The sequence below is a fragment of the Christiangramia aestuarii genome, assembly GCF_009735585.1.
Lineage (GTDB): Bacteria > Bacteroidota > Bacteroidia > Flavobacteriales > Flavobacteriaceae > Christiangramia > Christiangramia aestuarii.
Genome location: NZ_VJVW01000046.1, coordinates 1 through 516, shown reverse-complemented (window position 1 = coordinate 516; position 516 = coordinate 1). Strand labels below are relative to the sequence as shown.

At 66.7% G+C, this 516-nt stretch carries 2 pseudogenes; both read right to left on the bottom strand.

Annotated elements, in window-relative coordinates:
• Nucleotides 1-174: 174 nt before the first annotated feature.
• A pseudogene (locus FLP08_RS16850) lies at nucleotides 175-273 on the bottom strand (hypothetical protein); the annotation flags it as partial.
• 4 nt (nucleotides 274-277) lie between these two features.
• Nucleotides 278-516, bottom strand: a pseudogene (locus FLP08_RS16845) (aldehyde dehydrogenase family protein); the annotation flags it as partial.

The window sequence follows — 516 nt, the reverse complement described above, 5'->3', positions numbered from 1 at the left end:
GGTCCAGGCGTGGCCCTTGAGATAGAGGCCGGCCGCCCACGGGCCGAGCAGCAGGACCAGCCCCAGAAGCAGGCTGGCACCGTGCGGGAAGAGGCGCGGCAGGTTCACCAGCAGGGCCGCGCTGAGGGCGATGACGAAGGAGGACAGCCAAGCCCAGCGGGTTGATGTCGTAGCTCACCAGCAGGTTTGCAACTGGCTATAGCCGGCGTAGAGCCAGGGGAAACCGGTAAGGAACCAACTGCGGAACAGCTCCAGTGCCAGCCACAGGGCGGCGAACGTACAGGTGGTAGCAGTTGGTCCACACGCGACCGGCCTTGATCCCGCGGCCCATGCGGTAGGCGCGGTTGATGTCGCGGGTCCAGAGGCCGGCGCCGAGGCCGTACTCGGTGTCGTTGGCGATGGCCAGGGCCTCGGCTTCGTCCTTGAAGGTGGTGACGCCGACCACCGGGCCGAAGATTTCCTCCTGGAACACGCGCATGCCGTTGTGCCCCTTGAGCAGGGTCGGCTGGATGTAGT